Source organism: Psychromicrobium ferritrahens (genome assembly GCF_043789415.1).
Classification (GTDB): domain Bacteria; phylum Actinomycetota; class Actinomycetes; order Actinomycetales; family Micrococcaceae; genus Renibacterium.
In genome coordinates this window covers 1-5,791 of the sequence record NZ_JBDLLW010000006.1, presented here as the reverse complement: position 1 = coordinate 5,791, position 5,791 = coordinate 1, and the positions used below count along the sequence as shown (strand labels likewise).

Below are 5,791 nucleotides of genomic sequence, written 5' to 3'. Positions count from 1 at the left end.
GTGCCCGGGTGGTGTGTTGTGTTTTAAGTGGTTCAACCCCTAGCGTCGTTGCTAGGGGTTGATCCTTTTGAGGTGTTGTCCGGCGGTGTCCTACTCTCCCACACCCTTCCGAGTGCAGTACCATGGGCGCTGTGGGGCTTAGCTTCCGGGTTCGGTATGGGTCCGGGCGTTTCTCCCACGCTATGGCCGCCGTAACTCTTTCTCCGCCACACCATCTCGTTTGAGCGAGGATGGGTGGGGAATTCTTTGTTACGCGTGTTGCGTGTATGTAATTATACGGTATTAGTTTTATTGTTCCCGTGGTTCCAAACGAAACCCCTCTTTTTGGATGGGTTTGTTGGTTGGGGACCGTAGAGTGGACGCGTGCAAGCAGGTTTTTTCACCATGCATGATGTGAACAAGCTTTTGAAGATTTCTTGTTCACGCAAGAGTGAGTGTGTTGTAGGTTATCGGCCTATTAGTACCGGTCAGCTTCACGAGTCGTTAGTCCTCGCTTCCACATCCGGCCTATCAACCCAGTGGTCTAGCTGGGGGCCTCTCACACACAAGGTGTATGGAAATCTCATCTTGAAGTGGGCTTCCCGCTTAGATGCTTTCAGCGGTTATCCCTTCCGAACGTAGCTAACCAGCCATGCACCTGGCGGTACAACTGGCATACCAGAGGTTCGTCCGTCCCGGTCCTCTCGTACTAAGGACAGCTCTTCTCAAATTTCCTGCGCGCGCAGCGGATAGGGACCGAACTGTCTCACGACGTTCTAAACCCAGCTCGCGTACCGCTTTAATGGGCGAACAGCCCAACCCTTGGGACCTACTCCAGCCCCAGGATGCGACGAGCCGACATCGAGGTGCCAAACCATGCCGTCGATATGGACTCTTGGGCAAGATCAGCCTGTTATCCCCGAGGTACCTTTTATCCGTTGAGCGACGGCCATTCCACAATGTGCCGCCGGATCACTAGTCCCGACTTTCGTCCCTGCTCGAGATGTCTCTCTCACAGTCAAGCTCCCTTGTGCACTTACACTCGAAACCTGATTGCCAACCAGGCTGAGGGAACCTTTGGGCGCCTCCGTTACTTTTTAGGAGGCAACCGCCCCAGTTAAACTACCCATCAGGCACTGTCCCTGACCCGGATTACGGGCCGAAGTTAGGAATCCCAAGTGATCAGAGTGGTATTTCAACGATGACTCCACAACCACTGGCGTGGCCGCTTCAAAGTCTCCCACCTATCCTACACAAACCACTTAGAACACCAATACCAAACTATAGTAAAGGTCTCGGGGTCTTTCCGTCCTGCTGCGCGTAACGAGCATCTTTACTCGTACTGCAATTTCGCCGAGTTTATGGTTGAGACAGCGGGGAAGTCGTTACTCCATTCGTGCAGGTCGGAACTTACCCGACAAGGAATTTCGCTACCTTAGGATGGTTATAGTTACCACCGCCGTTTACTGGGGCTTAAATTCTCAGCTTCGCAACAAGTTGCTAACCGGTCCTCTTAACCTTCCAGCACCGGGCAGGAGTCAGTCCGTATACATCGTCTTGCGACTTCGCACGGACCTGTGTTTTTAGTAAACAGTCGCTTCCCCCTGGTCTCTGCGGCCCTTACCCGCTCCGAGAAGTAAATTCTCATCACAGTCCGGGCCCCCCTTCTCCCGAAGTTACGGGGGCATTTTGCCGAGTTCCTTAACCATAATTCTCTCGATCGCCTTAGTATTCTCTACCTGATCACCTGTGTCGGTTTGGGGTACGGGCGGCTAAAACCTCGCGTCGATGCTTTTCTTGGCAGCATAGGATCACCGAATTCCCCCCTACGGGGGTCCCATCACGTCTCAGCCTTAATGTTTCCCGGATTTGCCTAGGAAACGGCCTACCTGCTTAGACCGGGACAACCATCGCCCGGCTCGGCTACCTTCCTGCGTCACACCTGTTAATACGCTAACCGCACCAGATCAAAGAACAAAACGCTCCCCCGAAACTCGCGCACCCGAAGGTGCAATAAGCCCGGGCTCGGGTCTCGAACATCACTGGATTAGCTTGGGCGGTTTTTCGCCGGTACGGGAATATCAACCCGTTGTCCATCGACTACGCCTGTCGGCCTCGCCTTAGGTCCCGACTTACCCAGGGCAGATTAGCTTGACCCTGGAACCCTTGATCATTCGGCGGACGGGTTTCTCACCCGTCATTCGCTACTCATGCCTGCATTCTCACTCGTGTAGGCTCCACCGCTGGTTTACACCGCGACTTCACTGCCCACACGACGCTCCCCTACCACTCCATACGGCTGAACCACGAAGGCTTACCAATATATGAAATCCACAACTTCGGCGGTGTACTTGAGCCCCGCTACATTGTCGGCGCGGAATCACTTGACCAGTGAGCTATTACGCACTCTTTCAAGGGTGGCTGCTTCTAAGCCAACCTCCTGGTTGTCTGAGCAATCCCACATCCTTTCCCACTTAGCACACGCTTAGGGGCCTTAGTTGGTGGTCTGGGCTGTTTCCCTCTCGACTATGAAGCTTATCCCCCACAGTCTCACTGCTACGCTCTCACTTACCGGCATTCGGAGTTTGGCTGACGTCAGTAACCTTGTAGGGCCCATTAGCCATCCAGTAGCTCTACCTCCAGTAAGAAACACGTAACGCTGCACCTAAATGCATTTCGGGGAGAACCAGCTATCACGGAGTTTGATTGGCCTTTCACCCCTACCCACAGCTCATCCCCTCCATTTTCAACTGAAGTGGGTTCGGTCCTCCACGACGTCTTACCGTCGCTTCAACCTGGCCATGGGTAGATCACTCCGCTTCGGGTCTAGACCCAGCGACTCATTCGCCCTATTCAGACTCGCTTTCGCTACGGCTGCCCCACACGGGTTAACCTCGCCACTGAGCACTAACTCGCAGGCTCATTCTTCAAAAGGCACGCCATCACTAGAACAAGCTAGCTCTGACGGTTTGTAAGCACATGGTTTCAGGTACTATTTCACTCCCCTCCCGGGGTACTTTTCACCTTTCCCTCACGGTACTAGTCCGCTATCGGTCATTAGGAAGTATTTAGGCTTATCAGGTGGTCCTGACAGATTCACACGGGATTTCTCGGGCCCCGTGCTACTTGGGAAACACATATAGAGCGGTGCAAAATATTTCAGTTACGGGGCTCCCACCCTCTCTGGCCGACCATTCAAAGCCGTTCACCTATACCTGCACACTCACCCCCCTGATCCGGTAGAACCAGGACAATGCGTCCCACAACCCCGTACCTGCAACCCCTACCGGGTATCACACAGACACGGTTTAGCCTGATCCGCGTTCGCTCGCCACTACTAACGGAATCACTATTGTTTTCTCTTCCTGTGGGTACTGAGATGTTTCACTTCCCCACGTTCCCCCCACACAGCCTATGTGTTCAGCTGCGGGTCACTACCCATAACAGGCAGCGGGGTTTCCCCATTCGGACATCCTCGGATCAAAGTTCGGTTATCAACTCCCCGAGGCTTATCGCAGATTCCTACGTCCTTCTTCGGCTCCTAATGCCAAGGCATCCACCATGCGCCCTTAAAAACTTACAACAACAAAAACCAGAAGACACACCCAGAACACTCCAACAACCAACCACCCCAAAAGAGTAATCAGCCATCATCAACGTGCGGCGAAGGGCATGCTTCTATAAGATGCTCGCGTCCACTATACAGTTCTCAAACAACAACCCCACCCCCCACAACACACCAACAACAACCCCACCAAAGCAGGACCATCACCAGCGATCAGCGACAAGGGAGGAACTCTAAAACAACAAACCCCTCAAACCCAGCACCCAGACAAAAGCCCAGACACCGATCCGAAGGTCCTGTTGCTTCAGAACCCCAATAGTGTGTTTCATCCAACCCCGCCCAGCAACAACCAAAACCCCTTTCCACACCCATCCCGAAGAACAAGTAGTACTCAGAACCCCAGCCATCACCACAATGACAGAATTCACATCATTTGCTTACACAAAAACGTGTTGTTGATATTCCACCCATGAGCACCCACCGAGAAACAATCGCTCTCGCAATGGGCTAACTCCTCACACCCACACTCAAATCCATGCGGAAACAAGCCAGATGCTCGGTGCTCCTTAGAAAGGAGGTGATCCAGCCGCACCTTCCGGTACGGCTACCTTGTTACGACTTAGTCCCAATCGCCAATCCCACCTTCGACGGCTCCCTCCCACAAGGGGTTAGGCCACCGGCTTCGGGTGTTACCAACTTTCGTGACTTGACGGGCGGTGTGTACAAGGCCCGGGAACGTATTCACCGCAGCGTTGCTGATCTGCGATTACTAGCGACTCCAACTTCATGGGGTCGAGTTGCAGACCCCAATCCGAACTGAGACCGGCTTTTTGGGATTAGCTCCACCTCACAGTATCGCAACCCTTTGTACCGGCCATTGTAGCATGCGTGAAGCCCAAGACATAAGGGGCATGATGATTTGACGTCATCCCCACCTTCCTCCGAGTTGACCCCGGCAGTCTCCTATGAGTCCCCACCATAACGTGCTGGCAACATAGAACGAGGGTTGCGCTCGTTGCGGGACTTAACCCAACATCTCACGACACGAGCTGACGACAACCATGCACCACCTGTCAACCAGCCACAAGTGGGGGACCTATCTCTAGGTCTTACTAGTTGATGTCAAGCCTTGGTAAGGTTCTTCGCGTTGCATCGAATTAATCCGCATGCTCCGCCGCTTGTGCGGGCCCCCGTCAATTCCTTTGAGTTTTAGCCTTGCGGCCGTACTCCCCAGGCGGGGCACTTAATGCGTTAGCTACGGCGCGGAAAACGTGGAATGTCCCCCACACCTAGTGCCCAACGTTTACGGCATGGACTACCAGGGTATCTAATCCTGTTCGCTCCCCATGCTTTCGCTCCTCAGCGTCAGTTAATGCCCAGAGACCTGCCTTCGCCATCGGTGTTCCTCCTGATATCTGCGCATTCCACCGCTACACCAGGAATTCCAGTCTCCCCTACATCACTCTAGTCTGCCCGTACCCACCGCAGATCCGGAGTTGAGCCCCGGACTTTCACGACAGACGCGACAAACCGCCTACGAGCTCTTTACGCCCAATAATTCCGGATAACGCTTGCACCCTACGTATTACCGCGGCTGCTGGCACGTAGTTAGCCGGTGCTTCTTCTGCAAGTACCCTCAACCACCCAAAAAGATGGCCTTGTTCCCTACTGAAAGAGGTTTACAACCCGAAGGCCGTCATCCCTCACGCGGCGTCGCTGCATCAGGCTTTCGCCCATTGTGCAATATTCCCCACTGCTGCCTCCCGTAGGAGTCTGGGCCGTGTCTCAGTCCCAGTGTGGCCGGTCACCCTCTCAGGCCGGCTACCCGTCGTCGCCTTGGTAAGCCATTACCTCACCAACAAGCTGATAGGCCGCGAGTCCATCCAAAACCAAAAAATCTTTCCACCCACACACCATGCGGTGATAGGTCGTATCCAGTATTAGACCCAGTTTCCCAGGCTTATCCCGAAGTCAAGGGCAGGTTACTCACGTGTTACTCACCCGTTCGCCACTAATCCACCCGCAAGCGGGCTTCATCGTTCGACTTGCATGTGTTAAGCACGCCGCCAGCGTTCATCCTGAGCCAGGATCAAACTCTCCGTAAAAAACATTTACAAAAAAATCATTTCCCAGCATCAACCCACAACCACCACACAGGGGTGTAATAGCCATGAGCAAATACCAAAAACAAAAAACATTGGTATCAACAAAAAACAAAACACACTATTGAGTTCTCAAACAACAGGC

Annotated in this window: 3 rRNA genes; all 3 read right to left on the bottom strand. The window is 53.5% G+C overall.

Features of this window, described 5'->3' with window-relative positions:
• Positions 1 to 77: 77 nt before the first annotated feature.
• Positions 78 to 194, bottom strand: a 5S ribosomal RNA gene (gene rrf, locus ABDK06_RS14635).
• 243 nt (positions 195 to 437) lie between these two features.
• Positions 438 to 3,562, bottom strand: a 23S ribosomal RNA gene (locus ABDK06_RS14630).
• 552 nt (positions 3,563 to 4,114) lie between these two features.
• Positions 4,115 to 5,649: ribosomal RNA gene (locus tag ABDK06_RS14625) — 16S ribosomal RNA — on the bottom strand.
• The 16S, 23S and 5S rRNA genes sit together here, the layout of an rRNA operon.
• Between the last annotated feature and the right edge of the window lie 142 nt (positions 5,650 to 5,791).